At 69.3% G+C, this 26049-nt stretch carries 23 protein-coding genes and 2 pseudogenes; 10 read left to right on the forward strand and 15 right to left on the reverse strand.

Going from position 1 to position 26049, the window contains the following annotated elements; translation table 11 throughout:
* Positions 1–129 precede the first annotated feature (129 nt).
* Both EJC77_RS10330 and EJC77_RS10335 read right to left on the reverse strand, forming a co-directional pair.
* Entirely contained in the window at positions 130–1551 is a 1422-nt protein-coding gene (locus EJC77_RS10330; RefSeq protein WP_125612293.1) for an FAD-binding oxidoreductase, read from the reverse strand.
* 114 nt (positions 1552–1665) lie between these two features.
* Complete coding sequence (locus EJC77_RS10335) at positions 1666–4857, reverse strand: ATP-binding protein (RefSeq protein ID WP_205787106.1); 3192 nt, start codon at positions 4855–4857, stop codon at positions 1666–1668.
* Positions 4858–4937: 80 nt separating this feature from the next.
* On the opposite strand from EJC77_RS10335, the gene EJC77_RS10340 reads away from it, so the two are divergent.
* Entirely contained in the window at positions 4938–5651 is a 714-nt protein-coding gene (locus EJC77_RS10340) for an IMPACT family protein (protein WP_240630084.1), read from the forward strand.
* A gap of 152 nt (positions 5652–5803) precedes the next feature.
* Here EJC77_RS10340 and rpsA read toward each other — a convergent pair whose 3' ends face one another.
* Together rpsA and EJC77_RS10350 are read right to left on the reverse strand one after the other, a co-directional pair.
* Positions 5804–7279 carry a 30S ribosomal protein S1 gene (gene rpsA / locus EJC77_RS10345; RefSeq protein WP_125612295.1) on the reverse strand — a complete coding sequence of 492 codons (1476 nt, stop codon included), beginning with the start codon at positions 7277–7279 and terminating at the stop codon, positions 5804–5806.
* A 104-nt stretch (positions 7280–7383) separates the two neighbouring features.
* The gene (locus EJC77_RS10350) at positions 7384–7824 is read right to left on the reverse strand and encodes a VOC family protein (protein WP_125612297.1); all 441 of its coding nucleotides are present in this window, start codon (positions 7822–7824) and stop codon (positions 7384–7386) included.
* A gap of 67 nt (positions 7825–7891) precedes the next feature.
* Here EJC77_RS10350 and EJC77_RS10355 point away from each other — a divergent pair, with 67 nt between their 5' ends.
* Positions 7892–8656, forward strand: coding sequence for an ABC transporter permease (locus tag EJC77_RS10355; RefSeq protein ID WP_205787108.1), 765 nt, complete (start codon positions 7892–7894; stop codon positions 8654–8656).
* Here EJC77_RS10355 and EJC77_RS10360 read toward each other — a convergent pair.
* Both EJC77_RS10360 and polA read right to left on the reverse strand, forming a co-directional pair.
* Positions 8653–9993, reverse strand: coding sequence for a GNAT family N-acetyltransferase (locus tag EJC77_RS10360; RefSeq protein WP_125612301.1), 1341 nt, complete (start codon positions 9991–9993; stop codon positions 8653–8655). The genes EJC77_RS10355 and EJC77_RS10360 overlap by 4 nt on opposite strands.
* Before the next feature lie 107 nt (positions 9994–10100).
* Complete coding sequence (gene polA, locus EJC77_RS10365; protein ID WP_240630087.1) at positions 10101–12731, reverse strand: DNA polymerase I; 2631 nt, start codon at positions 12729–12731, stop codon at positions 10101–10103.
* 121 nt (positions 12732–12852) lie between these two features.
* Between polA and EJC77_RS10370 the strand changes: the two genes are divergently transcribed.
* Positions 12853–13326, forward strand: coding sequence for a hotdog fold thioesterase (locus tag EJC77_RS10370; protein ID WP_125612305.1), 474 nt, complete (start codon positions 12853–12855; stop codon positions 13324–13326).
* A 59-nt stretch (positions 13327–13385) separates the two neighbouring features.
* Here EJC77_RS10370 and EJC77_RS10375 read toward each other — a convergent pair whose 3' ends face one another.
* Positions 13386–13607, reverse strand: a complete 222-nt coding sequence (locus EJC77_RS10375; RefSeq protein WP_125612307.1) for a hypothetical protein — start codon at positions 13605–13607, stop codon at positions 13386–13388.
* The gene (locus EJC77_RS10380) at positions 13608–15029 is read right to left on the reverse strand and encodes an inorganic phosphate transporter (RefSeq protein WP_125612309.1); all 1422 of its coding nucleotides are present in this window, start codon (positions 15027–15029) and stop codon (positions 13608–13610) included.
* 223 nt (positions 15030–15252) lie between these two features.
* Here EJC77_RS10380 and EJC77_RS10385 point away from each other — a divergent pair, with 223 nt between their 5' ends.
* Positions 15253–16272 carry a pirin family protein gene (locus EJC77_RS10385; protein WP_125612311.1) on the forward strand — a complete coding sequence of 340 codons (1020 nt, stop codon included), beginning with the start codon at positions 15253–15255 and terminating at the stop codon, positions 16270–16272.
* A gap of 38 nt (positions 16273–16310) precedes the next feature.
* Here the strand turns inward: EJC77_RS10385 and EJC77_RS10390 are convergent, their stop codons facing one another.
* Positions 16311–17345 (reverse strand): LLM class flavin-dependent oxidoreductase, encoded by a 1035-nt coding sequence (locus tag EJC77_RS10390; RefSeq protein ID WP_205787110.1) that lies wholly within the window; start codon positions 17343–17345, stop codon positions 16311–16313.
* Between the two features lie 155 nt (positions 17346–17500).
* The gene (locus tag EJC77_RS10395; protein WP_125612316.1) at positions 17501–18736 is read right to left on the reverse strand and encodes a pyridoxal phosphate-dependent aminotransferase; all 1236 of its coding nucleotides are present in this window, start codon (positions 18734–18736) and stop codon (positions 17501–17503) included.
* Between the two features lie 69 nt (positions 18737–18805).
* On the opposite strand from EJC77_RS10395, the gene EJC77_RS10400 reads away from it, so the two are divergent.
* Both EJC77_RS10400 and EJC77_RS10405 read left to right on the forward strand, forming a co-directional pair.
* A complete protein-coding gene (locus tag EJC77_RS10400; RefSeq protein ID WP_125612318.1) occupies positions 18806–19276 on the forward strand; it encodes an Lrp/AsnC family transcriptional regulator in 471 nt (156 codons plus the stop codon).
* Between the two features lie 140 nt (positions 19277–19416).
* The gene (locus EJC77_RS10405) at positions 19417–21087 is read left to right on the forward strand and encodes a thiamine pyrophosphate-binding protein (protein ID WP_125612320.1); all 1671 of its coding nucleotides are present in this window, start codon (positions 19417–19419) and stop codon (positions 21085–21087) included.
* Between the two features lie 25 nt (positions 21088–21112).
* Here EJC77_RS10405 and EJC77_RS10410 read toward each other — a convergent pair whose 3' ends face one another.
* The 4 genes and pseudogenes from EJC77_RS10410 to EJC77_RS10420 form a co-directional block, all read right to left on the reverse strand.
* Positions 21113–21367 (reverse strand): hypothetical protein, encoded by a 255-nt coding sequence (locus EJC77_RS10410; RefSeq protein ID WP_125612322.1) that lies wholly within the window; start codon positions 21365–21367, stop codon positions 21113–21115.
* A 94-nt stretch (positions 21368–21461) separates the two neighbouring features.
* Positions 21462–21854, reverse strand: a pseudogene (locus tag EJC77_RS10415) (recombinase family protein); the annotation flags it as partial.
* A gap of 34 nt (positions 21855–21888) precedes the next feature.
* The gene (locus EJC77_RS20690; protein WP_205787112.1) at positions 21889–22281 is read right to left on the reverse strand and encodes a transposase; all 393 of its coding nucleotides are present in this window, start codon (positions 22279–22281) and stop codon (positions 21889–21891) included.
* On the reverse strand, positions 22278–23021 hold the full coding sequence (locus EJC77_RS10420; RefSeq protein WP_205787113.1) for a helix-turn-helix domain-containing protein: 744 nt from the start codon (positions 23019–23021) through the stop codon (positions 22278–22280). The genes EJC77_RS20690 and EJC77_RS10420 overlap by 4 nt, the downstream gene beginning before the upstream one ends.
* 122 nt (positions 23022–23143) lie before the next feature.
* Here EJC77_RS10420 and EJC77_RS10425 point away from each other — a divergent pair, with 122 nt between their 5' ends.
* From EJC77_RS10425 to EJC77_RS10440, 4 genes are all read left to right on the forward strand, one after another.
* The gene (locus tag EJC77_RS10425; protein ID WP_125612324.1) at positions 23144–23380 is read left to right on the forward strand and encodes a hypothetical protein; all 237 of its coding nucleotides are present in this window, start codon (positions 23144–23146) and stop codon (positions 23378–23380) included.
* Positions 23370–23675: a type II toxin-antitoxin system PemK/MazF family toxin gene (locus tag EJC77_RS10430; RefSeq protein WP_125612326.1), complete on the forward strand. Its 306-nt coding sequence runs from the start codon at positions 23370–23372 to the stop codon at positions 23673–23675. Before EJC77_RS10425 ends, EJC77_RS10430 begins: the two co-directional genes overlap by 11 nt.
* A 274-nt stretch (positions 23676–23949) precedes the next feature.
* Positions 23950–24558 (forward strand): hypothetical protein, encoded by a 609-nt coding sequence (locus EJC77_RS10435; RefSeq protein WP_125612328.1) that lies wholly within the window; start codon positions 23950–23952, stop codon positions 24556–24558.
* Between the two features lie 116 nt (positions 24559–24674).
* The gene (locus EJC77_RS10440) at positions 24675–25460 is read left to right on the forward strand and encodes an NAD-dependent epimerase/dehydratase family protein (protein ID WP_240630090.1); all 786 of its coding nucleotides are present in this window, start codon (positions 24675–24677) and stop codon (positions 25458–25460) included.
* 171 nt (positions 25461–25631) lie between these two features.
* On the opposite strand, the pseudogene EJC77_RS20695 reads toward EJC77_RS10440, so the two are convergent.
* A pseudogene (locus tag EJC77_RS20695) lies at positions 25632–25995 on the reverse strand (ATP-binding cassette domain-containing protein); the annotation flags it as partial.
* Positions 25996–26049: the final 54 nt, after the last annotated feature.

A 26049-nucleotide genomic window follows, 5' to 3' on the forward strand; every position in this document is an offset into this window, starting at 1 on the left:
ACCGGGGGTCTCGACAGGCTCGACCACCGGAACCGGTGATTGAGCCTGTCGAAATCACCCGGGTCTCGACAAGCTCGACCACCGGGGGTCTCGACAGGCTCGACCACCGACAGGCTCGACCACCGGGTTTCAGCCGGCCGGTGGGATGTTCTGGTTGATGTGGAACACGTTCCGCGGATCGTAGACGGCCTTAACGCGGGTCAGCCGGGCGTAGTTGTCGCCGTAGGCGGTCCGCACCCGGTCGTCGCCCTCCTGCCCGAGGAAGTTGACGTAGACGCCGTCGGCCGACGTCGGGTGCAGTTCGTCCCAGTAGCTCCGGGCCCAGGCCGTGATGGCGGGTGCCTGTGCCGGATCCGGATCGACACCGACGATCACCCCGGCCCAGCCGCCGTCGCGGTACGGGAACGCCGTGGCGGCCCCGTCAACGCGGGCGGCCGCACCGTCGATCGGGTACAGGTGCATGGTCGAGTGGCCCGTCGGCAGCTGCTCGCCGTACTTGGCGTGGATGTCGATGGCCGCGTCGCTGATCTCGGTGAACATGTCGGCCTTCCAGTACCACTGCAGGCCGGCCGGGTACAGCGGGTCGAAGGCGGACTGCAGGGCGGAGAACGGCATGGGCGCCAGGCCCACCACCAGCGGGTTGCCGAACTCGCGCACGGGGGCCGTCACGGCGTCGGCCTTGTCCGCCGGGCCGGTGTAACACCACACGATGACGCAGGACTTCCTGCCCCACAGCTCCTCCGGGAACGGCGGCGCCGGCGAGATGGTGATCAACCCGATCCAGCCGCTGAGCTCCTCCGGCAGGGCGGGCAGCAGCTCCCGGTACCAGCGCATGACCGCCGGGGCGTCGGCGAGGTCGTACAGCACCGGGCCGGCCACGACCGTCCCGTTCTCGCCGATGTCGTGGCAGGCGAAGCGGAACGACACGACGACGCCGAAGTTGCCGCCGCCGCCGCGCAGCGCCCAGAACAGGTCGGGGTGGTTTTGCTTGTCGGCCGTCAGCAGGGTGCCGTCGGCGGTGACGACGTCGGCGCTCAGCAGGCTGTCCACCGTCAGCCCGTAACGCCGCGACAGGTAGCCGACACCGCCGCCGAGGGCCAGCCCGCCAACACCCGTGGAGGCCATGAAGCCCGACGGCGTGGCCATGCCGAAGGGAACCGTGGCGCTGTCGACGTCGCCCCACGTGCAGCCGCCGTCAACACGCACCGTGCGGGCCACCGGGTCCACGGTCGTGCTGCGCATGGTGGACAGGTCGACGACGAGCGCGCCGTCCCACACGCCGAGACCGGCCGCGTTGTGGCCGCCGCCGCGCACGGCAAGCTCCAGCCCGTGCTCGTTGGCGAAGCGCACGCAGCTCACGACGTCCGCGGCGTTCGCACACCGGGCCATGGCGAGCGGCCGGCGGTCGATCATGGCGTTGTACACGGCGCGTGCCGCCTCGTAGTCGGCATCCGCTGCCGTGATCAGTGGCCCGCGAAGCGCGGCGGCAAGGTCCGCCAGCGGTGCGGCAGGGTGCAGCCGTTCCTCGGCGGGGGCGTTTGTGGTTGACATGGTGTTCTCTCCCTGCGGCATGGCGGCCCGGTGGCCGCCGTCATGTCCCCAACGCTAGGACGGCCGCGTTCGCCCGGCGTTCGCCGCCGTCGGCGGCCGGCGAACGCCGGGCGGTCATGGTGCCCGGCCGACGGCGGCAAGCCGTGCGGCCAGCATGGGGCTGTGCTGCTCCCGCGCCAGGGTGCGGGCGCGGGCCAGCAGCGATGCGGCGCCCTGCGGGTCCTCGAGCCGCGCACGCAGGCGCAGCACCTCCGGCAGCCACCACAGGTCATCGCGCTGGTACGCGGCCGCCTCCGCCGCGGCCAGCACGGCGCGTGCGGAACCCGGGCGGCCGCAGCGCAGCAGGGTGTCGGCGAGCAGGGCCAGCCAGTACGGCATCCGGGCGAAGGCCCCGACGGAACGCAATTCGCTGATACCCGTCCGGACCGCCGCGAGCCCCGGCTCCCCGCCGGCGAGCCACCCTTGCAGGATGGCACCCCACTGGCCGTAGTAGGCGAAATCATAGCGTCCGCACAGTTGCCGCAGCTGGTCCGCGGAGCGTGCCAGCGCCTCCGCCTCCGTTCCTCCACCGAGCCCGGACCCCAGGCGCAGCTGGTGCAGGACCGCGCCGTACGCCAACGCCACGGCCAGGCTGTACGGGTGCCCGGCCCGGGTCGCGCGGTCCTCCGCCTCCGCGGCCAAGGCCAGCGCGCCGTCGTCGTCCCCGGCGAGCCAATGCGCATGCGCCGACCACGCGCGTGCGTGCACCTCGACGCGGGTGCCGAGGATGTACGAGTAGGTGTCCGGGGACAATGCGGCCACCCGGTCGAAGTGGTCGATGGCCTCGTCCGTGCGGCCCAGGCTGGTCGCGGCGCCGGCGAACGCGAAATGGGCCTGGCCGGCGAGGTCGGGCATGTCCTTGGCCAGGCCCAGCGCACGCGCGGCAATGCTGTGGGACAGGGCCGTCTCACCGTGGACGAATGTGGCCGCGAAGAGCCCGATGAGCCCGGAGACGAGGATGCGTGGGTGTCCCAGTTCCCCGGACAGCTCGACGATCCGAACAAGTGTCCGCCGCAGCTGCGGGGAGGAGTAGCCCTGCAACGCCGTCAGGGGTGCGGGCATCCGCACGCGCACGTCGAGCTCGCTTTCGGCCGTCTCCCGTCCCGGCGGCTGGCCGTCCAGGATGTCCAGTCCGCTTTGATAGTCGGCCAGCGCCCGGGCATTGGCAAAGATCCGTGTCGCCGCGTCACCGGCCCGCAAGTAGTAGTGCAGGGCACGTTCCGGAGCTCCCGACCTCCGGTACTGGTCGGCGAGCTGGGCGGCCACGGCGTCGACGTTGCCCGGATGCAGCGCCTCCAGGCCCTGGGCCAGCCGCCGGTGCAGCAGCCAGTGCTGTGGCGGGGACACCTGGTCGTAGGCGGCCTGCCGGAGCAGGTCGTGGCTGAAATCGTAGCCGCCGCGTTGTTCTCGCAGGATCCGCCGGCGCCACAGTTCGTCCACGGCCTGCACCAGCGACCGCTCGTCGGCGTCCCATGCCTGGGCCAACAGGTCGAGGTTGAAGACCCTGCCCACGGCGGCGGCCAGGGCCGCCACGTCCCGCGCCGGCTGTGAGCACTGTTCAAGCCGGCGGCGCAGGACGCCGTGCCCGTCCAGCGTGCCGAGCAGCACCTCGGCCAGGCCGGCTTCGCCCATGCCGCGGGCCGCCTCGACGATGTAAAGCGGGTAGCCCCCCGTTGCGGCGTGCAGCAGGGGGATCTCCTGCGGGGTCAGGCGACGGCCGATCACCGACTCGGCAAGTTCTGCGGAACTCGAGGAATCCAGCGGTGCCAGGGCCAGCTCCGACACCCAGCCCGCGTTCCGCAGGACGTTCAACGCCGCGAGGGTCCCGGTGTTGGCCGCCAGGTCGTCGGTGCGTGCGGTGGCGGCGATCAGCAACGGCGCGCCGGGGGCATGGTCAAACAGGAAGGACAGCCAGTTCAGCGATTCCTCGTCGCACCACTGGAGGTCGTCGAGGACGAGGAGTGTCGGCCGGCCGGGAGCCAGCACGGCCTGGGCCATGCCCTCGAAGAACCTGAGGCGTTGCCAGGCGTCGGCAAGTCCGCCGGAGACGCCCTGTGGGGCCGCGTCGGCGCGGGGCATGGCGGCGGCTTCCGGGCCATCCGGGATCGACGGCAGCAGGCGGCCGACTTCCCCGCTCCAGGACGAATTCCGCGACCCGGCGACGGCCTGGAAGTCCGTGCCGCCCAGCCAACCGGCCACCGGGGCCAAGGCGATGCCGCCCGACCCGGCAAAGCACCGGGCATAGGCCGTGACGGCCCGTTGCGCCCTGGCCGCCGCGAAGAGGGAGACGACCAGCCGCGTCTTTCCGACCCCGGCGTCGCCGGTCACGAGGACCAGGCCGGGGGCACCGGCGGTGGCGCGGGTCCACCGTGCGCGCAGCATCGACTCCTCCCGCTCACGGCCGACAGGGCGTCCCGCCCCGGGCCCCGGCTCAAGGACCATGACGGCCCGGCCGCCCGCGGGCCGCAGCGCCGGCGTGAAGCCCAAGAGGCTGCGCGCGAGTTGCCGTGTGCGCGGCCCGGGCGCCACACCCAGTTCCTGTTCCAGCACGGACGCGCACCGATGATACGTGCGCACGGCGGCGGCCGTGTCACCGAGGGCCGCCTGCAAGCCGATCAACGTCTGGTAGCCCGCCTCCTCCAACGGTTCCAACTGGATGCGGCGCCGGGCGGCCGCCACGGCCCGCACCGGGTCGCCGGCGACGTCGGCGGCCGCAGCCACGCGGTCGCACAGGTCAACGCATTGGCGGTGCAGCGCCTCGCGCTCGGCCAGGACCCAGTCGTCGTACAGGCCCGGCAGCAGGTCCCCCGCATACGCCTCGATGGCGGCCCAGCCGTGGCGTAGCAGCCCGGCCGGGTCCCCCTCCCGCTCGAGGCGCAGCGCGGCCGTCCGTTCCACCGCGAAATCGCGCACATCGGCCCGGCACCCGGGCCCGTCCTGCCAGCTGAGCGCGGTGCCGTCGGCGCGGATGTTGGCGCCAAGCCCGGGCCGGTGCCGAAGCCCGTGCAATTCCCGGCGCAGGTTGGTGCGCGACTGCTGGCCGCCGCTCTCGGGCCACAGCAACCCGGCCAGCCGTTCGCGCTCCTGCGGCCGCCCCGCGTTGACCACCAGATAGGCGAGCAGTTCCAGGGCGCGCCCCACGACGGGCGGCGACGTCTCCGCCGCACCCTGGTCCCGCACGCGCTGTTCCCCCAGGAAATAGAGCCGCAACATGGCATGCTGCTCCTCGGGCGATGGACGCTTGTCCTGCTCCCACCAGTTTTCCACCCCGGCACCCTGCCAACAAGAAACCGGGGAGAAGATTCCGCCGGCCCGAACAGCCACGGCTTCCCGGCTAGGCTGGCAGGGTGAGGATCCACCCGCCGGCGGCTGTTGACCGGCCCGCCGCATACACGACGCTGGCACCCGGCGCCGGCCTCCGCCACGAACTCGTCATCAAACGCTCCCGGTTCATCACCGTGCTGCGCCGGGTGGAGGATGAGGCCGGCGCACGCGCCCTGGTTGCCGAGCTGCGGCGCGAATTCCATGACGCCCGGCACCACTGCTCGGCGTTCGTGCTGGGGCCGGACCGGGGCATCCAGCGCTCCAACGACGACGGCGAACCGTCCGGCACCGCCGGCATGCCCATGCTCGACGCGCTGCTGAAACGCGAAACCCGTCCCGGCACCCCACCGGCGGCCGACCTCAGCGACGTGTGCGCCGTCGTCGTCCGCTATTTCGGCGGCGTGCTGCTCGGCGCCGGCGGGCTGGTCCGCGCCTATTCCGACTCAGTGTCGGCCGCCCTGGACGCGGCCGTGCTGGTGCGCCGGTCGCGGCTGCGGCTGTTCACGGTCGCCGTGCCGCACGCGGACGCCGGCCGGCTGGAGCACGAGCTGCACACCGCCGGGTACACGATGACGGGGAACGGCTATGATGCGCGGCGCACGCTGGTGGGGCTCGCCGTGGCGGACGACGCCGGCACGATCGCGGGTGCCCGGGCGCGGCTTGCGTCGCTGACGGCGGGAGCGGGCGAGCTGGTCGATGCCGGCACCGACTGGGTCGACACGCCCGTGCCAGGGTGAGGTGCGGTGGTCGAGCTCGTCGAGACCCGCGGTGGTCGAGCTCGTCGAGACCTCTTCCGGATTTCGACGAGCTCAATCACCGGGTTAAGCACGACGGGCCCCGCCTCGCGGCGGGGCCCGTCGTCACTGTCCTGAAAACAGTGTTGGCGGAATCAGTTTCCGGTCAGCTTCTCGCGCAGTGCGGCGAGGGCCTCGTCGGAAGCCAGGGTGCCGGCACCGGCATCCGAGGCGGCCGGCTCCGAGGAGTAGCTGGTCGCGGCGGACTCGTGGTCGCCGGAGCCCGTTGCGGCGGCGTCCTCGGCGGAGTGCGCGGCAACCTGCTTCTTGTGGGCTTCCCAGCGGGCCTGGGCGTCTGCGTACTGCTGCTCCCAAACGGCGCGCTGGGTCTCGTAACCCTCGAGCCACTCGTTGGACTCCGGATCGAAGCCCTCCGGGTACTTGTAGTTGCCCTCGGCGTCGTACTCGGCAACCATGCCGTACAGGGCCGGGTCGAACTCGGTGCCCTCGGGATCGACACCCTCGTTGGCCTGCTTGAGGGAGAGCGAGATGCGGCGGCGCTCCAGGTCGATGTCGATGACCTTGACGAACAGCTCGTCACCGACGGAGACGACCTGCTCGGCCAGCTCCACGTGGCGCACGGCCAGCTCGGAGATGTGGACCAGGCCCTCGATGCCGTCTTCGACGCGCACGAACGCACCGAACGGAACCAGCTTGGTGACCTTGCCGGGGACAACCTGGCCCAGCGCGTGCGTGCGGGCGAAGGTCTGCCACGGGTCTTCCTGCGTGGCTTTGAGCGAGAGCGACACACGCTCGCGGTCCAGATCCACTTCGAGAACCTCGACGGTGACTTCCTGGCCGACCTCGACAACCTCGGACGGGTGGTCGATGTGCTTCCAGGACAGCTCGGAGACGTGCACCAGGCCGTCGACGCCGCCCAGGTCCACGAACGCACCGAAGTTGACGATGGAGGACACGACGCCGGGACGAACCTGGCCCTTTTCCAGCTTGTTGAGGAACGTGGAACGGACCTCGGACTGGGTCTGCTCCAGCCAGGCACGGCGGGACAGGACCACGTTGTTGCGGTTCTTGTCGAGCTCGATGATCTTGGCTTCGATCTGCTGGCCGATGTACGGAGCCAGGTCGCGGACGCGGCGCATCTCCACGAGGGAGGCGGGCAGGAAGCCGCGCAGGCCGATGTCCAGGATAAGACCACCCTTGACAACCTCGATGACGGTACCGGTAACGACACCATCCTCTTCCTTGACCTTTTCGATGTCGCCCCACGCACGCTCGTACTGAGCGCGCTTCTTGGAGAGGATCAGGCGGCCTTCTTTGTCTTCCTTGGTGAGCACCAGGGCTTCGACCTGGTCGCCGACGGCGACGACGTCGCCGGGGTCGACGTCGTGCTTGATGGAAAGCTCACGGGAGGGGATGACACCTTCGGTCTTGTAACCGATGTCGAGCAGGACTTCGTCGCGGTCAACCTTGACGACAACACCTTCGACGAGGTCGCCGTCGTTGAAGTACTTGATGGTTGCGTCCACTGCGGCGAGGAAGTCTTCAGCAGTACCAATGTCGTTGATGGCGACGACGGGGGTACCGGTCTTCTCGGGAGTCGTGATGGTCATGTAGTAGGGGCTCCGATGTGGATAGATGGTTAGTAGTTCTTCGGTGATCGCGCACTACGCGCCCGTTCAGTTTAGAACGTTGGGCCAAGGAGCGCAAAAGCGTGTCACACGGACCGGATGGACCCGTCGGCGTCGCGCACATAGCCGGGATTGTGCACGAAATCCCAGCGGAACCCGTCGGGGTCGGCCACGCAGCCACTAGTGCCGCCCCACTCGCGCAGCGTCGGCTCGGTGACGGCGGTGGCGCCCGCGGCGAGGGCCCGGTCGTACAGGTCCCGGACGGCCGCGGCCGAGTCCACGTTCTGCCCGAGCGACATGGGTGGGGCCAAGGGCCCGTGCCCGACGTTCCCGTACTCGCCGGGCATGCTCGCCACGTTCCACAAGGCCAACAGTGGACCGTGCCCGGACTGCACGAACGCGATCTCGCCGGGAATGGTGCTGATCTCCCGGAACCCCAGCCCGTCGACGTAGAAGCGCAGCGAGGCGGCCACGTCGGCGACGCCGAGCGTGACGGCCGTGATGGCCGCGTTTTCGGTGGGTGCCATGTCCGCCAGCCTACCGCGCGGCGCGGCGCCGGGCACCAGGGGAACGGGCGACGGCGATAATTGCGTTGTGAACGGATCGAGCGTTTTGAACCTGGGGCCCCTGACGTGGGTGCTGTTGCCGGTGTTGTTGCTGCTCGCGGCCGTACTGTGGCGGGTGGCACTGGGCCGGGATCCGCGCCAGATCGTGCTGGCCGGGGTGCGTGCCTTCGCCCAGCTGGCCGTCGTGGCCCTCGTCATCGCCTGGCTGTCCGGACGGGGTCCGCTGGCGTTCGCGTTCGTCGCGCTCATGTTTGCCGTGGCCGTGTGGACGTGCGGGCGGCGCATCGCCCCGGACGGGCGCTGGTGGCTGGCCGCCGTGCCGCTGGCGGTCGGGGTGGTGCCCGTCGCCGCGCTGATGTTCGTCTCGGGCGTGCTGCCGGTGGATGCGTTGGCCATCATCGCCGTCTTGGGCCAGCAGATCGGCGGTGCCATGTCGACGACGACGCTGGCCGGACGGCGCATCCGGGACGAGCTCGGGCAGCGGTTCGGCGAGGTCGAGGCGGCCGCCGCGCTGGGCCTCGACTGGCCCCGGGCCCGGGGCATGGTGGCCGGCCCGGTGGCCGGCGAGGCCGTGCTGCCGTCCATCGACCAGACCCGGACGGCCGGCATGGTCACCCTGCCGGGCGCCTTCGTCGGCATGATCCTCGGTGGCGCGTCCGCCGTGGACGCCGGCATCGTCCAGCTGCTGGTGCTGGTCTCGCTGCTGGCCGTCAACGCGGCCACCGCGGGGACCACCCTGTGGCTGTGCAACCGCGATGCGTTTCGCACACCGGCCCGGGCGGGGTCTGGCTAGAAGTCCGTCAGGCTGTGGGCCCGCACCGGCGAGCCGAACAGCAGGTCGAACTCCGCCAACGCGCCGGCCCGCTGCTCCCGGACCCGGCCGGCCGCGGCCAGCGTGTGCGCCAACACGTTGCCGAAGTACAGGCTCGACAGTTCGGCGACGCCGAGGGCGAGGTCGGCGTCGTCGTCCTCATCCACGACGAGAACCGTCGCCGCGCCGGCCGCGACGCTGATGCGGTAGGTGCCCGAGACGTGCCCCAGCGGGTCGGTCACGTGCAGCGTGAGCTCGCCGTCCGCCCAGTACCGCCGCGCCGACAGGCTGCGCGGCACATCCAGGATGCGCAGCCACAGGTGGTCCTCGGTTTCCGTGCGCCGGTAATCGCGCTTGTTCACGATGGCCCATTCGAGCGGGTCGTTCTCGGGCGCCTCGGTCCAGGTGACGCGTTCGATGAGGTCCAGTGAGCCGAGATAATTCCACAGGGCCAGATACGCGCTGCTGTCCACGGCCAGCACGTCGACGACCTTCGCCGTCGGCCCGGCCGGGTCGCGTTCGTCCACCTTGTAGGTGACGTACCCGTCCACGCCGCCCGCCGCGTCATAGTGCAGCGCGGCACGCACCGCCGGATCCTTTTTCGGGTGTTCGTACCCGCCCTGGCCGGAGACGATCGACCTGTACAGGTCCTGCCGCCCGATTGAACCGTAGGTGCCCGCATGGACGCGGGCGAACACGTCGTCGTGCAGGTCGGCGACAACGGCGGGCTCGGCCACCTCCACCACCCCCGAATGGGCGGCGGCAGCGTTCTGGAACACCAGCCCGCCCTTGGCCGCGACCTCCACCGAGCAGTGGTGCGTGGCCGTGCCGAAGCCGAAACGGCCGTAGATCACGGCCTCCGACGCGGTGAGCGCGGCCATCGGCAGGCCGGCCGCCTTCGCCTGGGCGAGATCCGAGGTGATCATGGCCCGCAGGATGCCGCGGCGGCGGTGGCTCGCGCGCACCGTCACGGCCGTGATCATGTGCACCGGGAGCCGCGCCGGGGCGCCCACGTTCAGGTCCTTGCGATGATAGGCATAGGTGGCGACCGGGATGCTGGCATCCCACGCCCCGGCCGGCGTCTCGGTGCCGACCAGGTACGCGCCAACCACCACCCGGCCGTCCACCTGCTCGCTCTCCACGAACTTGCGCATGTCCTCCGGGTCCGGGGCTTCCCCATAGAAGCCGAACACCGCGGCCTGGATCCACTGGAGCAGGCGACCGGGCACCTCGCCGTCCTCGAGCCGCGACGGGAAGGACCGCAACTCGTACGGGAACGCCCGCGGGTGGCGGAGAACGGTGGTGCGGTCCGTGGTCATGCTGGTTCCTTTGCTGGATGGGACGGGCGAATGGGCGGATGGGTCCACGCTTGCCAGGTTCCCGAAAAATCGCGCTAGCGATTTTTCGGGAACCTGGCAAGCGTGGATCAGTGGCCGGCGTCGTTCCAGCTGTTGCCGGCGCCGAGCTGGACCTCGAGCGGCACGGACAGTGCCGCGGCGCCGCCCATCCGGGCGACGAGGATCTCGTCGACCGCCTCCCGCTCCCCCGGCGCCACCTCGACGACCAATTCGTCATGGACCTGCAGCAGCATCCGCGACTTCAGGCCCCGCCGGTCGAGTTCGGCCGCGACGTCGAGCATGGCGTGCTTGATGATGTCCGCGGCAGACCCCTGGATGGGCGAGTTCAACGCCACCCGCTCGGCCAGCTCGCGCAGCTGCCGGTCGGTGCTGGTCAGGTCCGGCAGGTAGCGCCGGCGGCCCTCGATCGTCGTCGTGTAGCCGTCGACGCGGGCCTGGTCGACGACGCCGCGCAGGTAGTCGCGCACCCCGCCGAACCGGTCGAAATAGTCCCGCACGAGGGTTCGGGCCTCGTCGACGGAGATCTCCAGCTGCTTGGACAGCCCGAAGCTGGTCAATCCGTAGGCCAACCCGTAGGACATGGCCTTCACTTTCGAGCGCATGGCGCCGGTGACCTCCTCCGGCGCCACGTTGAACACGTGCGAGCCGACGTAGCGATGCAGGTCCTCGCCGTCGGCGTACGCCTTGATCAGCCCGGCGTCACCGGACAGGTGCGCCATGATGCGCATCTCGATTTGCGAGTAGTCGGCGGCCACCAGGCACTCGTAGCCGTCGCCGACGACGAAGATGCCGCGCACGCGGCGGCCCTCCTCCGTCCGGATCGGGATGTTCTGCAGGTTGGGGTTGTTCGAGGAGATGCGACCGGTGGCGGCCACGTTCTGCGCGTACGTGGTGTGGATGCGGCCGTCCTCGCCCACGGACTTCTTGAGCGTCTCCACCATCTGGCGCAGTTTGGACGCCTCCCGGTGCGCCATGAGCTGGACCAGGAATTCGTGTCCCGTCTTCTCCAGCAGGGCCTTCAGCGAGGCGGCGTCGGTGGTGTAGCCGGTCTTGATCTTCTTCGTCTTCGGCAAGCCGAGTTCGTCGAAGAGCACCTCCTGCAATTGTTTCGGCGAACCGAGGTTGACCTCGTGCCCGATGGCGGCGTACGCCGCCTCCTGGGCCGCGTTCATGGCCTTCGTGAAGTCGTCCATGAGTTCGTCGAGCCGGTCCGCGGAGACCGCGATGCCGGCCAGCTCCATCCGGGACAAGACCTTGGCCAGCGGCAGCTCCAGCTCGGTGAGCAGGTGTTCGGCCTTGCGCTCGACGAGCAGGGTCTCGAAATGCCGGCTGAGCAGCAGCGCCACATAGGCCGACTGGACGTTCGCGGCGGCCGTGCCGTCACCGTCCAGTCCCAGCTCGAGCTGGCCCGACGACGAGGCGTCGGCCGCCGCGAACGTCACCTTCAGGTGGACCTGGCTCAGGTCCGGCAGGTCGTAGGAGCGGCGGTCGGGCTGGATCAGGTAGCCGGAGATCGACGGGTCGTCGACGACGCCGGCCAGTGACAGGCCCCGGGCGTCGAGCGCCTTGAGCGCCTCCTTGTATTCGTGCACGACCTTCGGTGCGGCCGGGTCCAGCAGCCAGCCGGACAACGCGTTTTCCAGGTCCGCATCGGCGCTGGCCAGGTCGACCCAGGCGGCCTTGTGCTCCGTGGCGATGGCGACGCCGACGGCCTCGGTCAGGTGGCCGGCCGGGGCGGCGGCGACCTGCACCCCGGCCTTGCCGTCCACGCCGGCCAGCCACTCGCGCAGCGCCCCGGCGGTGGTGAGGGACCGGTGCGTGGGCACCCGGTGGCCCTCGCCGTCGTCGACGGTCTCCTCCTCGCCGAAGAGGTCGAACAGCCGCTTGCGCAGGGTGTTGAACTGGAGCGTGTCAAACAGTTCCTCGACCTGTTCGCGGTCCGGGTGGTGCAGGACCGTGTCCTCGAGCGCGACGGGCAGGTCCATGTCCCGCAGCAAGTGGTTGAGCCGCCTGTTGCGCTTGACGCTGTCGACGTGCTGGCGCAGCGAGTCCCCGACCTTGCCGCCGATGGCGTCCAGGTTCTCCAGGATGCCCTCGAGCCCGCCGTACTGGGTGATCCACTTGGCCGCCGTCTTGGGCCCGACGCCGGGCACGCCGGGCAGGTTGTCGGCGCTCTCGCCGACGAGCGCGGCCAGGTCCGGGTAGCGGTTCGGCGGCACGAAGTATTTGGCCTCGACGGCGGCGGCGTCCATCGGCGGGATGTCCGAGATGCCCTTCTTCGGGTACAGCACGAGCACCTTGTCGGTGATGAGCTGGAACGCGTCCCGGTCGCCGGAGACCACGAGAACGTCCCACCCGGCCGCCTCGCCCTGCGTGGAGAGCGTGGCGATGATGTCGTCGGCCTCGAAACCGTCCACGGCGACCGTGGGGATGCGCATGGCCTCCATGACCTTGATGATCAGGTCGATCTGGCCGTGGAACTCCTCCGGCGTCTTGTTCCGCCCACCCTTGTAGTCGGCGTATTCCTCGGAGCGGAACGTGGGCGTGTCCAGGTCGAAGGCGACGGCCACGTGGGTGGGCTTCTGCTGGCGGATCATGGTCAGCAGCATGGAGGTGAATCCGTGCACGGCGTTCGTGTGCTGACCGGTGTCGGTGGCGAAATTCTCCGGTGGGAGGGCATAGAACGCACGGAACGCCATGGAGTGGCCGTCGATGACCAGGAGCCTGGGCGTGGTGGTGCCCGAAGTGCCCAGTCCAGAAGTGCCAGGTCCAGAGGGGGAAAGTTTGGTTGATTCGCTCACACCTGAAAGCCTAGTGGCCATGACCGACAAATTCACGCCGCCCCCCGCCGCGGCCAACCCGTTCGCGGAGCAACTCACGGCCCACGGCATCCCCGAGAGGCACCATCAGCTGTTCGCCGAACACGGCGTGGGCCCGCTCGCGGTCAAGCTGGGCATCGTGTTCACGGAATTCGGCACGGAACGGCTTACCGCGACCATGCCGGTGGAGGGAAACCAGCAGGTGTATGGCATCCTGCACGGCGGAGCCAGCGTGGCACTGGCCGAGACACTGGGTTCGTTCGCGGCGGCCGCGCACGCGGGGCCCGGCCGGCACGCGGTGGGTGTCGACATCTCCGCCACCCACCACCGCCCGGGCGTCGCGGGCCTCGTCACCGGCGTGTGCACGCCGCTGCACCTGGGCCGCAAGGTGGCCACGCACGAGATCGTCATCACGAACGACGCGGGCAAGCGCCTGTGCACGGCCCGGATCACGAACCTGCTCCTCGATGACTGAGATGACTGAGACGACTGAGACGGTGCCCACCGCACGCGGCAGGGTGTGGTAGGCGTCCGTCAGTGGAAGTGCGGGATGAGCAGCCAGATGCCGAACAGCACGGACGCGGCGCAAATGATGAAGCACGCGTAGGCGGCCCACTTTGCGGCCCGGGTCACGGACACGTCCGGGTCGGCGCTGACGGCGGTCAGGCGCACGCCGAGCGAGTACATCAGCACGACGAAGCCGGCGCCGATGAGCGTGACGATCAGCACGGTCAGGAATGCGAGCCAGTCGATCATTTAGTTCTCCTCCTCGGCGGCGACCTTTTCGGGAGTTTTCTCGGGACCCTTTTCCGGCGCCTTGTCCTTGCCGGCCTTGGCGCCGGCGGCCTTCTCGGCGGCGCGGGTCATGGCCTTGAGCACGGCGGTGTCGGCCTGGTCCAGCGCCGCCTGCGCCTGGGCGCGGATGGCGGTGGCCTCGGCGGCACGCCTGTCCGCCTTCTCCGCGGCACGGGCGGCGGCACGGGCCTTGGCCGCGAGCCGTTCGCGTTCCTTGCGGCTGGGGATGTGCATGGTGCTGCCGACGGCGTCGACGTCGCTGATGGCGTTGCTGTGGTCGACGACCTCGCGCTGGGACATGATGAAGATCGCCACGATGCCGCCGAGGCCGAGGACGACGACGAGGACGATGCCAATGGTGCCGAGCTGGCACAGCCAGGCGGCCAGGCCGCCCACGACGGCGGCGGCCGGGAGCGTGAACAGCCAGCCGAGGGCGATCTTGCCGAACGCGCCCCACCTGACAGTGGAGCCCTTGCGGCCCAGGCCGGAGCCGATGACGGAGCCGGAGGCCACGTGCGTGGTGGACAGCGCGAATCCCAGGTGGCTGGAGGCCAGGATGGCCGCGGCGGTGCTCGTTTCGGCGGCGAAGCCCTGCGCGGGCTTGACGTCCGTCAGGCCGGAACCCAGCGTGCGGATGATGCGCCAGCCGCCCGCGTAAGTGCCGGCGGCGATGGCCAACGCGCACGCCGTGATGACCCAGATGTGCGGGCCGGTGCCGGGCTCCTGCAGGTGCGAGCTGATGAGTACGAGCGTGATGACGCCCATCGTCTTCTGCGCGTCGTTGGTGCCGTGGGCCAGGGCGACGAGCGAGGACGAGAACACCTGGCCGTAGCGGAACCCGCCGCGCTTCTGTGTCAGCTTGTCGCCGGAGTCCGGGTCCGCGCGGCGCGTGATGCCGTACGCCATCTTCGTGCACAGGTATGCGACGAGGCCGGCCGTGGCCGGGGCGAGCAGCGCCGGCAGGATGACCTTGGAGAGCACGACGGCGAAATTCACGGCGCCGAACGACCAGGTGCCAACGATGGCGGCGCCGATCAGGCCGCCGAACAGCGCGTGCGAGGAACTGGACGGCAGGCCGAGCAGCCAGGTCAGCAGGTTCCACAGGACCGCGCCCATGAGGCCGGCGAGGATCATGGTCGAACTGATGGCCACCCCGCCCGGGCCCTCGTTGATGATGCCCCCGGAGATCGTCTTGGCGACCTCCGTTGACAGGAAGGCGCCCACCAGGTTCAGCACGGCCGCCAGGGCGACCGCCGTCTTGGGTTTGATGGCCCCGGTGGCGATCGGGGTGGCCATGGCATTTGCCGTGTCATGAAAGCCGTTCGTGAAGTCGAAGAACAGGGCCAGTGCTATGACAAGCACGACCAGGACGGTGAAATCCACCCGCGATCCAATCTGAGAGGGCAACTGCGCACTGCTAGGAAAGTCTAGTCGGACGGGCGGACCACTAGCGAACCTCGGCATCATCCGGGAGGGCGTGGGTGGGCCCACGGCTCCCGGGGCCCCTTGTGTTAGGCGCGCCAGCGCCGAACACAAGGGAGGGCCCGGGTGGGCCCACGGCTCCGAGGGCCCCTTGTGTTAGNAGCCGGGGACTATGCTCGCACCCATGAGCAATCTCGAGTCGAATGCCCCCGAACTGCTGTGCCCGAGCTCCCCCGGCACGGTCGAGGTGCTCTCGCCCCGGCTGGTCCCGCTGGGCGGCCCGCGCGCCATGACGGTGCGGCGAACGCTGCCGCAGCGTCAGCGGTCGCTGATCGGCGCCTGGTGCTTCGTCGACCACTACGGGCCCGACGACGTCGCGTCCAGCGGCGGCATGGTGGTCCCGCCGCACCCGCACACCGGCCTGCAGACGGTCAGCTGGCTGTTCACCGGCGAGGTCGACCACGCCGACAGCGCCGGGTACCGGGCCCGGGTCCGGCCGGGTGAGCTCAACCTGATGACCGCGGGGCGCGGCATCAGTCACTCCGAATACTCGACGCCGGAAACGACGGTGCTGCACGGGGCCCAGCTGTGGGTGGCGCTGCCGTCGTCGGACAGGTTCACGGATCCCGGATTCGAAAGCTACCGGCCGCCGGCGCTCCCCCTGGACGGCGGCACGGTGCGGGTATTCCTGGGCTCGCTGGCCGGCAGCACCTCCCCCGTCCGCACGTTCACGCCCCTGCTCGGCGCCGAGCTGTTGCTCGACCCGGGGGCCGTGGTGGCCCTGGCCGTCGACCCGGCCTTTGAGCACGGGCTCCTGGTCGACGCGGGCGCGGTCACCGTGAATGGGCACGCCGTGGATTCGGCGCAGCTCGGCTATGCGGGACCCGGCCACGACGTGCTTGCGGTGGCCGCCGGCGACGAGCCGGCCCGGCTGCTGCTGCTCGGCGGAACCCCGTTGGGCGAATCCATCGTGATGTGGTGGAACTTCGTGGGCCGCACCCATGACGAGGTCGTCGCGTTCCGGAACCGGTGGCAGGCCGAGATCGGCGTCCGGCCCGCGGGCGCCGCGACCGCCGTCGTGCCCGGCGGCGGCCCCGCGACGCACGCCTCCTTCGGCCTGCCCGACGGCGATCCGCACCACCCGCTGCCGGCACCGGTCCTGCCCACCGTCCGGCTGCGCCCCCGCGAGAACCCGCGCGGCTGAGCCGGCCCGCGCCCGGTTCTGTGCCCGGTTCGCCGCGTTCAGCCGGCCAGGGCGGCACGCACGGCGGGGATGACCTGCGTGCCGTACAGGTCGATGCTCTTCAGCATGGCCTCGTGCGGCAGCGTGCCATGGCTGTACTTCAGGTCGAACCGTGACAGGCCCAGGGCCCGCGCCACCTTGGCGATCTTCACGGCGACCGTGCCGGGCGATCCGACGAACAGGGCGCCGTCGGGCCCGGCCGTCGCCTCGAACTGCTCGCGGGTCATGGCCGGCCAGCCGCGCTGCCGGCCGATGGCGGCGTGCATGGCGGCATAGTGCGGCCACAGTTCATCGCGGGCCTGCTCGTCGGTGGCCGCGATGTGCCCGGGCGAGTGCACACCCACGGGCCGGGCCGGCTGCCCGAACTCCGTCAGGGCGCGATGGTAGAGGTCGGCGAACGGGGCGAACGCCATCGGGTCGCCGCCGATGATGGCGAGCATGAGCGGCAGGCCGTGGTGGGCCGCGCGCACCACGGACTGCGGGCTGCCGCCCACCGCGATCCACGTGGGCAGGGCGCCGGACTCGGTGTGCGGGTAGACCGGCTGGTTCGCCAACGCCGCACGGGTGTTGCCTTGCCAGGTGACCGGTTGCTCCTTGCGCAGCTCGGCGAAGAGCTCCAGCTTCTCCTCGAACAACTCCTCGTACTGGGCCAGGTCGTAGCCGAACAGCGGGAACGACTCCGTGAACGACCCGCGGCCCAGGATGACCTCGGCGCGGCCGTTGGAGACGGCGTCGAGCGTGGCGAAGCGCTGGAACACGCGCACGGGGTCGTCGGAGCTGAGCACCGTCACGGCCGAGCCCAGCCGGATCCGTTTGGTCTGGCCGGCGATGGCGGCCAGCACCATGTCCGGTGCGGATACGGCGAAGTCCTCGCGATGGTGCTCCCCCACGCCGATGAAGTCGACCCCCAGCTCGTCGGCCAGCACGGCCTGCTCGACGAGCTCCCGGATGACCCGCGCGGCGGGTTTCGGTGCCCCCTGCGCGCCCAGGGTCACGTCCCCGAAGGTGTCCAGGCCCATTTCAAGTTGCTGCATGCCCATGCGTGGTGGCCGTTCCTCTCGACGGGCGGCACCGGAGCACCGCCAAACAATATGCATTCGCATCTATCGGGGGAACCGGGGCACGGCGTTTTCTATTCCACGTTTTCTATTCCACGCGGCCAATCCGGCGCACCGTGGGCGGGAGCGGATCAGCGCAGGACCAGCGCCGCCTTCGTCCGGTACACGGCCAGGAAGGACGAGATGCGCCGGACGGCCTCCTCGATGTCCTCCACCGAGGGCAGGATGACGAACCGGAAGTGGTCGGTGGTGGGCCAGTTGAACGCGGTCCCGTGCGAGACCAGGATCTTCTGCTCCTGGAGCAGGTCGATCACGAACTCCTCGTCGGAGTCGATCGGGTACACGGCCGGGTCGAGCCGCACGAACAGGTACATGGCGCCGGCGGCCGGGACGCAGGACACGCCGGGGATGGCCGTGAGCAGGTTCCACGCCCGGTCCCGCTGCTCGCGCAGCCGCCCGCCGGGCTTGATGAGGTCGTTGATGCTCTGGTAGCCGCCCAATGACGTCTGGATGGCATGCTGGGCCGGGACGTTGGAGCACAGCCGCAGCGAGGCCAGCAGCTCCAGGGACTCCTTGTAGTCGGCCATCGCGGCGCGCGGGCCGGACAACGCCACCCAGCCGGCCCGGTAGCCGGGCATGCGGTACGCCTTGGACAGGCCGCTGAACGTCAGCACGCACACGTCGTCGGCCAGCGAGGCCATGTGGATGTGCCGGCCGGCGTCGTAGATGATCTTCTCGTAGATCTCGTCGGAGAAGATGACCAGGTCGCGCTGGCGGGCCAACTCGGCGAACTGTTCCAGGATGTGGCGCGGGTAGACGGCCCCGGTGGGGTTGTTCGGGTTGATGATGACGATGGCCCGGGTCTTGTCCGTGATCTTGGCCTCGACGTCGGCCATGTCCGGCCACCACTGGTTGTCCTCGTCGCACAGGTAGTGCACGGGAACGCCGCCGGTCAGGGTCACGGACGCCGTCCACAAGGGATAGTCGGGGGCCGGGATGAGCACCTCGTCGCCGTTCTCCAGGAAGGCCTGCAGCGTCATGGAGATGAGCTCGCTAACCCCGTTGCCGATGAAGATGTCCTCCACGCCGATGCGCATGAGGCCCTTCGTCTGGTAGTACTGCGAGATGGCCGTGCGGGCCGAGAAAATGCCCTTCGAGTCGCTGTAGCCCTGGGCGCCGCGCAGGTGGTGGATCATGTCGACGACAATCGATTCGGGCGCCTCGAGGCCGAACGGGGCCGTGTCGCCCAGGTTCATGCGCAGGATGCGGTGCCCCTCTGCTTCCATCTTCTTGGCCGCGTGCAGGATCGGGCCGCGCAGTTCGTACCGCACATTGGCAAGTTTGCTGGAATGTTGCATGGGACGCATGCAGCCCATTTTCGCACAGGGCCGCCCACGTCCCGACCCGGCCCACGCACGATCACCCATAATGAACGCATGAAGATCGACGGACTCGACGCCGCCATAATCGAACTGTTCACGGACGAACCGGGGGTCGGGGTGCTCGAATGCTCCCGCCGCCTGGGGGTCGCCCGCGCCACGGTGCAGGGCCGGCTGGACCGGCTGCACGCCCAGGGCGTCATCAGGGGCATCCGGCCCGAGATCGATCCGGCCGCGTTCGGGTACCCGATCATCACCTTCTGTTCCGTGGAGATCACCCAGGGCATCGGGCACGAGACGGTGTTCGAGTCGATCAGCCGTGTGCCGGAGATCCTGGAGATGCACACCGTCTCGGGCAACAGCGACCTGCTCGTGAAGATCGTGGCGAAATCCACCAAGGACCTGCAGCGCGTCCTCGATGCGCTGTCCCAGGCGCCGGGCGTCGCCCGCACGTCGAGCGTGGTCGTGCTGGCCACGCATGTGCAGAACCGGTACCTGCCGTTGCTGCGGGCCGCCGCCGGGGAATAGACAATTTGTCTAGTCCCAACCGGGCAGGGCGGGACTTCGTGTACAGGTTGCCCGGCCCGCCCGGCGTCGCTTGCCGCGGCCCGGGGCACCGGCCTAGCGTGTGTCCCGAACCACACCCGCCACACCCCTGGGAGCACGCCATGAACGCAGACCGGCCCGCCGCCACCTCACACCCGACCGTCTCCGACGTTGTCGCCGACGTGTGCGCCGCCCACACCGGCATGGTCTTCGGCCTGATGGGCAACGGCAACGCGTTCTTCATCAGCAACCTGACGCGCCGCGGCGTGGACTACATCAGCGCCCGGCACGAGGCCGGCACCGTCGCCATGGCCGACGCCTACCACCGCGCGTCCGGCCGGGTCGCGGTCGCGACGACCACGTACGGCGCCGGCTTCACGAATGCGCTGACGCCCCTGGCCGAGGCGGTGCGGGCGCGCATTCCCATGGTGCTCGTGGTGGGCGACGCACCCACCACCGGCCCGCGCCCGTGGGACATCGACCAGGCCATGGTCGCCGCCGGCCTGGGCGTGCCGATGCTCACCGTGGGCGCCGCGACGGCCTCACGCGTGACGGAGGATGCGTGGGCGACGGCGGTCCGGGACCTCACGCCGGTCATCGTCGCCATCCCCTACGACCTGGCCTCGGAGCCGGCCGCCGCGCAGGAGGCGGACGTGTCCGGCCCGCCCGCCGCCGTCGTCCCCGTGAACGACGACGACGTCGCGCGGGTCGCGCGGCTGGTCGCCGCGGCGCGGCGCCCGCTCATCGTGGCCGGCCGCGGCGCCGTGCTGGCCGATGCCGGACCGGCACTGCGCAGCGTGGGCGACAAGCTCGGCGCCCTGTTCGCCACCTCGGTCATGGCCCGCAACGTCTTCGACTCGGCATGGGACCTGGGGGTCGCGGGCGGGTTCGCGCGCCGTGCGCCGATCGAGCTCATGCGGCGGGCCGATGTGCTGCTCGTCGTCGGTGCGAGCCTGAACACGTTCCAGGCCCGCTACGGGTCGCTGTTCGGCGAGGCGACGACCGTTATCCAGGTCGACGCGCTGCCGGCCGCCACCAACGCGCGTGTGGACGAGTTCGTGTGCGCCGACGCGGGGACGTTCGCGAGGGCCCTGGATGCCGCGCTTGGTTCGGCCGGGGGCGCGACGTGGCGCGACCGGCACCCCGAAGTGGCCGACGGCACGCTGCACCGCGACCTCCCGGCGGACGAGTTTGCCGCGGACGGCCGGTTGAACCCGATTGCCGTGGCGGAACGGCTTGACGGCGTGCTGCCGGCGAACCGGACGATCGTGCAGGACGGCGGCCACTTCATCGGCTGGGCGCCCGGCTACTGCACGGCCCCCGACCCGCGGGCCATGATGCTGGTCGGCACCGCGTACCAGACGATCGGGCTGGGCCTGCCGGCCGCGGTCGGCGCGGCCGCGGCCCGCCCGGACCGGACCACCGTGCTGGTGTCCGGCGACGGCGGCGCCCTGATGGCCCTGGCCGACCTCGACACGGCCGTGCACAACATCGCCAGTGGCATCGTGATCGTGTTCAACGATGCCGCGTACGGGGCGGAGCTGCACCAGTATGCCGCCCGGGGCCTGGACGAGAAGGCCATGCTCATCCAGGAGGCCGACTTCGCCGCGCTCGGCCGGGCGCTCGGCGCCGACGGCGTGAAGGTGCGCGCCCTGGCCGACCTGGAGGTGCTGCGCCGGTGGGTGGCCGACGGCGCCCGCGGGTTGTTCGTGCTGGACGTCGCCGTGTCCCCGCTCATCGTGGCGGACTACATGAGGGAGAGCATGGCGGGCATCCTGGCCGCCCAGACCTAAATAGCAGGCCCAATAGCGGGCTCGGTCAGACGCCGACGTCGCGGCGGGCGAGCACGGCGACGGCTGCGCCCACGCCGATCCCCCACACGCGCCGGCCGGCCATCACGCCGCCCAACAACGCGGCCGTTCCGCTGAGCAGCGCCAGCCCGGCGAAAAACAGCACGCCGGCCGCCGTGTGGCCGGCGTCCACGTCCAGCCCAGACGGGCCGCTGACCGCCACCAGCACGACGGCGGACAGGAACGCCATGCGCAGCACCAGCCCCAGGGTGCACTCCAGCACGACCTGTTCAGGGTCTGAGGAGGATCGGTATGGAAATTCACGTTTAGGGCCCATCGGTTCCGATTTCGGCTTTGGGCGGTCAAATTCTTCGGATCTAACCGGTGGTGTCGCCAGCGCGTTTGATGGCACGGTAGACGGTTGAACGGGCCACCGCGACGAGTTCGGCAAGTTCCGCCGTCGTGTGCGTCCTTGCCCGGTGAACGGAGACCAGGTGCGCCTCCTGTGTTGTGGAGAGCTTGGGTTGTTTCCCGCGCTGGCGTCCCTTCGCCTTGGCGGTCGCCATGCCCTCCCGGGTTCGTGCCCGGATCAGGTCGGCTTCGAATTCGGAGACCATGGCCAGGACGTTGAAGAGAAGCCGGCCCACGGGATCGGCGGGGCCGTGGACGGCGCCTGCGATGCTCAGCTTGACTCCGCGGCGGGTGAGATCGTCGGCGATGTCCGTCGCGTCACGCAGGGACCGGGCCAAGCGGTCGGGTTTGGTTACGACCTAGTGCGGTGACCGGATAGGTTGGCGGTGTTTGTCATGCCGCTTGCGGGGTGTCGTGGCGGCCCCAGCGGTGGCCCTTTTCGCTGCGGGCCCGGGCGCGTTCGCGGCGTTGGGCGGTCAGCACGTCCGGATGGCGGGCGTGGTCGTTGCGCCAGCGCAGGTACTCGTGCAGCCGCCGGGTCTGCGCGACATGGTTGGGGTGGGTGGAGTTGGCCAGGGTGAACTGGCGCAGCACCCCGAAGTGCGCCTCGATCGGGTTGGCCCAGGAGGCGTTGGTCGCGGTGTTGCACAGCTCGACGCCGTGGGCCGCGGTCCAGCGGCGGATCCGCGGGGTGGCGTGGGCGGAGAGGTTGTCGAGGATCACGTAGACAGGTTTCCCGTCGGGGCGGGCGGCCCGGATGCTTTTGAGTGCGGTGAGGCTGTTCACCCCGCCCTTGTGCCGGTGGTTGATGCCCCACAGGTGTCGTCACCGATGGAGTAGCAGCCATGGAAATACGTCACACCCTCGGTGCGGTGGTAGGTCGCCGGCAGCCGGTCCGGCCGTCGTTCCCGGGCCCACCCGGTGCCGCCGGTCGGCCGGATCCCCAGCGGACCGAACTCGTCGAACGCAAACGTCCGCCCCGGCTGGTGGGTCTGCACCTCCTCGATCCGGTCAAGTTTGGCCTCGAAGTCCGGGTCGGTGGAGTCCTTCCACGTCTTGGTGTGCTGGAACGTGATCCGGTGCCGGTGCAGCAGGACCCGCGCCGCCTCACGTCCGATCCGGACAGGATGGTCCGCCCGGTCGCCCAGATACCCGGCGAGCTTGCGGACCGACCAATGAGTGAAGGGCAGCCCCGCCCTGGTCGGGCGGGCGGTGGCCGTCACGGCAACGAGATCCTCGTCGCCGGGGCTGAGCAGGCGGGGACGGCCTCCCGCCCAGTCAGGGTCCAGACGGTCCAACCCGATCTCGTTGAAGCGGTGGATCACCGCCCGCACGGTGTCCTCGTCCGCAGCCACCAGGCGGGCGATCACCGGCACCGTGTTTCCTCCCACCGAGGCCAGGATCATCGTGGCCCGCCGCCACCGCACCGCGTTGCCGCCCTGTTTGGATTCGCCGCGGCGCACGATCCGCTGCAGCCGCTGCCCCTCCGCCGGACTCAGCCGGCGCACTTTCACACGTTCAGCCATGCTTCCAGCGTGGCACGGTTTCAAACACCGTCAACCTTTCCGGTCACCGCACTAGCGCAGACCGTCGCGTAATGCGCCACAGGTCTTGAACTAGATCGGTCTACCAGGAGTAGACTTGGGTCATGGCTGATACCACCACCGTGAAAGTGCGAAACAGCACTCGCGACCTCCTCCTCAAGATCGGTGCCTCCCGACATGAGAGCGCCGACCAGGTTATCGTCGCCGCTCTGGCCGCGATGAGCCGCGACGAACGCCGCCGGCTCGCTGCAGCAGAGGCGCGCGCCGTCAAGGACGATCCGACTGACCTGGCCGAAGTCCGGGCGATTCAGCAGGACATGGCCGCGCTGCATGAGGGGTGAGGTCTACCGGCTGCCCGCGCGAGGCAAGGGCCACGAGCAGAAGGGTCGGCGGTACGCAGTCGTGTTGCAGCCGGACTGGCTCACGCTCAGTACCTGGATCGTCGCGTTCACGAGCACCAGTGCACGAGAGACCAGCTTCCGGCCGCGAGTGCGCATCGCCGATCGACAGACACTGGTGATGTGCGACCAACTCGCGACCGTGGACCTCGGCCGCCTCACAGAACCCGTCGGCTTCCTGACCATCGACGAGATGCAGCGAGTCGACGAGGCCCTGGCATTAGTCCTCGATCTGTAGCCCAACAGCACCGGGTACTCCCCGAAGTTGGAGATCGCAGGGCACTGCTCCGATTTCCAATCCTCAATCGGTACTCCCCCAGTCGTCCCGTATGACGTTCGGCCACTGAAACTCTTGCAGGGCGATGGTGGCTGCATTTTGGCCTTCAATTAGCTGGCGGTCACGATTCTGGACCATGAACGGTAGCCGATTGGATCCTGTCCATATCTGCAATCGGACCCCAACCATGGCGAGTCCGGCATCTGATCCAGGAACGAATTCGTAGAGTAGCCACATGACCGAGCGCCCAAGTAAGTCCAAAGTCGCCACACCCAGTATCGTTCTATTTGCATTCCTCATAGTCCTGTTCGCTTGCTTAGCTGTCGGCGCCTCATCAAAAGGTGCCGAGACCCTCTGGGCACTGCTACTCGAAATGGCGGTCGCTGGCGCCGTGATCGTCCTGGTGCTGACTGTGCCAGCCGGCGGAGTGAGGAAAGTTGCCGAAGCAATTCGTGCCGCACGGCCGGACGCAGTGGTTGTCGAAACATACTGGGGCGACGGTTACACCGCCTTCTTTCTCAAACCAAGAGGACCTCTCTGGAGACACGCTATGGGTCGCGGCGGGCGTCTCCTCGTCGTCGCCGACAGGCGAGGGATCGAGCTGGTCCGCCCACGTGGGACATTCTCCTTCGGGCTCATCCCCTGGAACCTCGTGGAAGACATCCAGGTACAGGAACTCAGTAATGCCTTGGCTTCACGACCAAAGCTGGTGTTCGAAATCAGCGGACAAGCAACCCCATTCCGGGACCGCTTCGAGCTACTCCCCTCAGGCAAGTACGAGCGAGCCAATGCAGGCCAGTCCCTGGATGCAATACTCGCCAAGCGCCCCACAACTCCTTCATGACCTCCTGGGGTGCCGCATATCGCCTACCTAACTGTCCCGTATGCCGTTCCCTTTACGGCACGCGGACCCGGGGATACTTGGTCAGGCGCTGGATCCCGTAAAGTGCGACGTTGGACGTGGATTGGGGGATTGAAGTGCGTGCGATTCTTTTGGGTGGGACCGGGGCCATTGGTGGTGCGACAGCGCTGCTTCTTGCCATGTCGGGATGGACGGTCGAGGTTACTGGCCGCGATCAGTCCCGAATGCCGCAGAAAATGACGGACGCGGGTGTGCGTTTCCACCAGATCGATCGAAGCGATACCCGGAGCCTGGAACGCCTTGCGGGGGACGGTGCTGACTTGTTGGTGGATCTCGTCGCCTGCTCCGCTCCACAGGTGCGCGCACTCCTGCCGGCGATGACGTCAATGGATAATCTGGTCTTGATTTCGAGCCGGGCCGTCTACGTTGATGATTTCGGAGGGCACGTCAACGGCGATGAACCACCGCGTTTCACCGCCCCGATTCGTGAAGACGGGCCAACACTGCCCCCTGCCCCAGACGACATGAACCCCTACACGCGCGAAGGCTACGCCCCCTGCAAGGTCGCCGCCGAGCACGCAGCGCTCGATTCTGGACTTCCGGTCACAGTGATCAGACCATCAAAGGTCCACGGCCGATGGGCGCGGAATGCGCGCACCAGCAGCATCGTCGATTGGATGCTCAGTGGAAATCAGAGCATCGAGCTCGCGCACGCAGACACCGTTGATCACCTCCACGGCAGCAAGGAATGCAGCTGCCCTGATCAGCACCGTCGCGACGCGTCCGAGCCGCCGCATTCTGAATGCCGCCGATCCCGATACCCCAACGGCCGAGGAAATCGTGAGTGCCACCGCCGCGGAGCTCGCATGGGATGGGCGGATTGAGCGCGTCGTGGGTGACCCCGATCGAGGCAGCCACCCTTGGCAAACATCGATGGCCCTGGATTCAACGGCTGCACTCGAACTCGGATACAAGCCGGTCGGGAACGGCATCGACCTCATAACCGAAGAAGTCCAATGGCTTTTGTCCAAGAAAGCTGACCGGTAAAGGTTCCCCAAACGGGACGGTGCGTGCATGAACGCCTGGATGACGCCGAGCTTCTGCTTGTTCCCCTTGGACAGGCGCCGGGCCTGATTGTCGAGGTTGATGTCGAGCCGCTCGGCCAGTTCGTCCATCCGCCCGGGCTGCACCGGCCCGCTGATGGCCGCGAAGTGCTCCAGGATCCGGCCGGCCCGTGGTGCGCCCCGACGTGGGCCGGATGATGTCCAGCAGCGTGCCCTCGGTGGTCGTCTTGCCGGCCCTGTTCGGTCCGATGACGCCGAACACGCCGCCGGCGGGCACGGTGAAGTCGATCCCGTGCAGGGCGGTGCGGGCCCCGTACTTCTTCGTGAGGTGTTGAGCGTCTCGTTGGCTGACGATGCGTCGGTCACTATGGGTGACGATTCTGCCGCCGTCATCCTGGGTCCGTCGGCG

It is taken from the genome of Specibacter cremeus, assembly GCF_003946885.1.
In the GTDB taxonomy this organism is placed as follows: Bacteria; Actinomycetota; Actinomycetes; order Actinomycetales; family Micrococcaceae; genus Specibacter; species Specibacter cremeus.

Bases quoted from the DNA above. Each gene is read 5' to 3' on its own strand.
- EJC77_RS10425 (WP_125612324.1), top strand. From the start codon at position 23,144: ATGGCTGATACCACCACCGTGAAAGTGCGAAACAGCACTCGCGACCTC.
- EJC77_RS10400 (WP_125612318.1), top strand. From the start codon at position 18,806: ATGAAGATCGACGGACTCGACGCCGCCATAATCGAACTGTTCACGGAC.
- EJC77_RS10430 (WP_125612326.1), top strand. From the start codon at position 23,370: ATGAGGGGTGAGGTCTACCGGCTGCCCGCGCGAGGCAAGGGCCACGAG.
- EJC77_RS10375 (WP_125612307.1), bottom strand. From the start codon at position 13,607: ATGATCGACTGGCTCGCATTCCTGACCGTGCTGATCGTCACGCTCATC.
- EJC77_RS10350 (WP_125612297.1), bottom strand. From the start codon at position 7,824: ATGGCACCCACCGAAAACGCGGCCATCACGGCCGTCACGCTCGGCGTC.
- EJC77_RS10330 (WP_125612293.1), bottom strand. From the start codon at position 1,551: ATGTCAACCACAAACGCCCCCGCCGAGGAACGGCTGCACCCTGCCGCA.
- EJC77_RS10385 (WP_125612311.1), top strand. From the start codon at position 15,253: ATGAGCAATCTCGAGTCGAATGCCCCCGAACTGCTGTGCCCGAGCTCC.
- EJC77_RS10435 (WP_125612328.1), top strand. From the start codon at position 23,950: ATGACCGAGCGCCCAAGTAAGTCCAAAGTCGCCACACCCAGTATCGTT.
- EJC77_RS10390 (WP_205787110.1), bottom strand. From the start codon at position 17,345: ATGCAGCAACTTGAAATGGGCCTGGACACCTTCGGGGACGTGACCCTG.
- rpsA (WP_125612295.1), bottom strand. From the start codon at position 7,279: ATGACCATCACGACTCCCGAGAAGACCGGTACCCCCGTCGTCGCCATC.
- EJC77_RS10370 (WP_125612305.1), top strand. From the start codon at position 12,853: ATGACCGACAAATTCACGCCGCCCCCCGCCGCGGCCAACCCGTTCGCG.
- EJC77_RS10360 (WP_125612301.1), bottom strand. From the start codon at position 9,993: ATGACCACGGACCGCACCACCGTTCTCCGCCACCCGCGGGCGTTCCCG.
- EJC77_RS10395 (WP_125612316.1), bottom strand. From the start codon at position 18,736: ATGCGTCCCATGCAACATTCCAGCAAACTTGCCAATGTGCGGTACGAA.
- polA (WP_240630087.1), bottom strand. From the start codon at position 12,731: ATGGCGTTCCGTGCGTTCTATGCCCTCCCACCGGAGAATTTCGCCACC.
- EJC77_RS10405 (WP_125612320.1), top strand. From the start codon at position 19,417: ATGAACGCAGACCGGCCCGCCGCCACCTCACACCCGACCGTCTCCGAC.
- EJC77_RS10420 (WP_205787113.1), bottom strand. From the start codon at position 23,021: ATGGCTGAACGTGTGAAAGTGCGCCGGCTGAGTCCGGCGGAGGGGCAG.